This window comes from Oleiphilus sp. HI0123 (genome assembly GCF_001635315.1).
Window position 1 is genome coordinate 1 of record NZ_LWGE01001556.1, and the last position, 2,557, is coordinate 2,557.

At 45.2% G+C, this 2,557-nt stretch carries 2 protein-coding genes; both read right to left on the reverse strand.

The annotated features are described in order from the left end of the window. Window positions 1-263: 263 nt before the first annotated feature. The gene (gene dtd, locus A3761_RS20865; RefSeq protein ID WP_068510233.1) at window positions 264-701 is read right to left on the reverse strand and encodes a D-aminoacyl-tRNA deacylase; all 438 of its coding nucleotides are present in this window, start codon (window positions 699-701) and stop codon (window positions 264-266) included. A gap of 130 nt (window positions 702-831) precedes the next feature. Continuing rightward, window positions 832-2,557: translational GTPase TypA (gene typA / locus A3761_RS20870; RefSeq protein ID WP_068750803.1), on the reverse strand; the 1,726-nt coding region annotated here is incomplete at its 5' end.

Consider the following 2,557-nt stretch of genomic DNA (forward strand, 5'->3'; position numbering starts at 1 on the left):
GATCAAAAACACCCAAGCCTTATTTAATGCCAAGCAAAACTTACTTCACTTTTATATGCGTCATTGCACTTGCAATAAAGATATACCAGTCATTCNCTAGTGGTTAACCAGTACAAACAATATCTTACAAGTCCTTTTTAAAATTAAGCTTAACTATTATTTAGCAGCAAATAAACAAAAGTACAAAAAATAATTACATTTTTCTCGCAAATTAGCCGTTTTGCACCAAAAAAGCTCAAAATCCACTAACAAGCACACAATAACTACACCTCAAGCAAAAAGGTAACCGGCCCGTCATTCACCAGAGAAACTTGCATATCCGCACCAAATACCCCTCTCTGCACACGAACACCTTGCGCCTCGGCCATTTCTCCAAATATCTTATAAAGCTCTTGCGCTCGCCCAGGCTCACTGGCCTCTGAAAAGCTTGGCCGCCGCCCCTTTTTTGTATTCGCTGCCAACGTAAACTGGGAAACCAGCAATAACTCACCTCCTATATCCCTTAGGCTTTTGTTCATTCGACCAGCTTCATCCTCAAAAATACGATAGCCCACTACCTTTTCAAGCAAAGCCTGTGCCGAAGCTTCAGTATCTTGCTTCTCAACGCCCAGCAATAACAAAACCCCTTTAGATATCTCCCCAACCACTTCACCAGAGACCTCGACCGAAGCAGAGCTTACCCGCTGAATCAGACCTTTCACTTTTCTCTCCCAAGCTTAATTAAGCATAATCCTTTAATATGTCATATCGATGACCCACAAAAAAGCCCGCCTCCAAATATGGAGGCGGGCTTAATTATTAAGCTACTTTCTATACAGACTATACAGAAGCTTACTTCTTATTACGCTTTCGCTCAGTCTCGGTAAGAAGCTTCTTACGAATACGAATGCTTTCTGGCGTTACTTCAACCAACTCATCATCTTCGATAAACTCAAGCGCCTGCTCTAGCGTATGCGTAATCGGCGGAACCAAGGTCAAGGCCTCATCGGTACCCGATGCACGAACGTTCGTTAGCTGCTTACCTTTGACCGTATTAACAACCAAGTCATTAGAGCGTGAGTGAATGCCGACAATCTGACCTTCATAAATATCAACACCAGGGCCTAAGAATAAACGGCCACGCTGCTGAACAGTAAACAACGAATAAGCAGTGGTCTTACCTTTGACCATACTCACCAACACACCGTTCTGACGCTCAAAAGAGCCACCAGACTTCACTTCGCCATAGTGATCAAAGACACTCGTCATGATGCCTGAACCAGAAGTCAGCGTCAGGAATAATCCACGGAAACCGATCAAACCACGAGAAGGGATAACAAACTCAAGACGCACACGCCCTTTACCATCCAACTCCATATTGGTTAATTCTGCCTTTCGCAAACCCATTGCTTCCATCACAGGCCCTTGATGCTGCTCTTCAACATCAATTACAACCATCTCATACGGCTCGTGAATCTGGCCATCAACTTCTTTCTGGACAACTTCAGGGCGCGATACCGCCATCTCAAAGCCTTCACGACGCATTGTTTCAATCAATACAGAAAGGTGTAATTCACCACGACCCGAGACAACAAACTTGTCCGGCGTATCACCTGGCGCCACTCGTAATGCCACATTGTGAATAAGCTCTTGATCAAGACGATCCTTAATATTACGCGTCGTAACAAACTTACCTTCCAAGCCCGCAAAAGGAGAATCATTCACCACGAAGGTCATACTTACGGTTGGCTCATCTACGTTTAGTGCTGGCAAAGCCTCTACACACTCCGGGTCACACAAAGTATCTGAAATACCTAAGCCATCAATACCATTGATACAAACAATATCTCCGGCATTCGCCAGTGGCGTCTCAACCTGCTCAAGCCCCATATGAGTTTTGACGTTAAGCACCTTGCCTTTACGCTCATTACCCTTGGCATCTTTAATAATTACTTGCTGATTTGGCTTCAATGTTCCGCGAGTAATACGACCTACACCAATAACACCTACGTAGCTGTCGTAAGCCAATGCAGACACCTGCATCTGGAACATTCCTTCAGGATCTACATCAGGCGCTGGCACTTGTTCTGTGATCATCTCATACAGCGGCGTCATATCGTCAGCCATATCCTCAGGGTCTGAACCAGCAATACCATTCAGCGCCGACGCATAAATAACAGGGAAGTCTAACTGTTCATCCGTCGCACCCAAGCTATCAAACAAATCGAAAACCTGATCCATCACCCAGTCTGGACGAGCACCCGGGCGATCTATTTTATTGATTACAACAATAGGACGTAAACCCTGCTCAAACGCTTTTGAAGTCACAAAGCGAGTTTGAGGCATCGGCCCATCAACGGCATCAACCAACAGCAATACCGAGTCAACCATCGATAATACACGCTCTACTTCGCCACCGAAGTCAGCGTGCCCAGGTGTGTCAACGATATTGATATGATAGTCATTCCATTGAATGGCTGTATTTTTTGCCAGAATGGTAATACCGCGCTCTTTTTCCTGGTCATTGGAGTCCATGATACGCTCAGAACCTTCGTCCCGACGTTCGAGTGTACCCGAT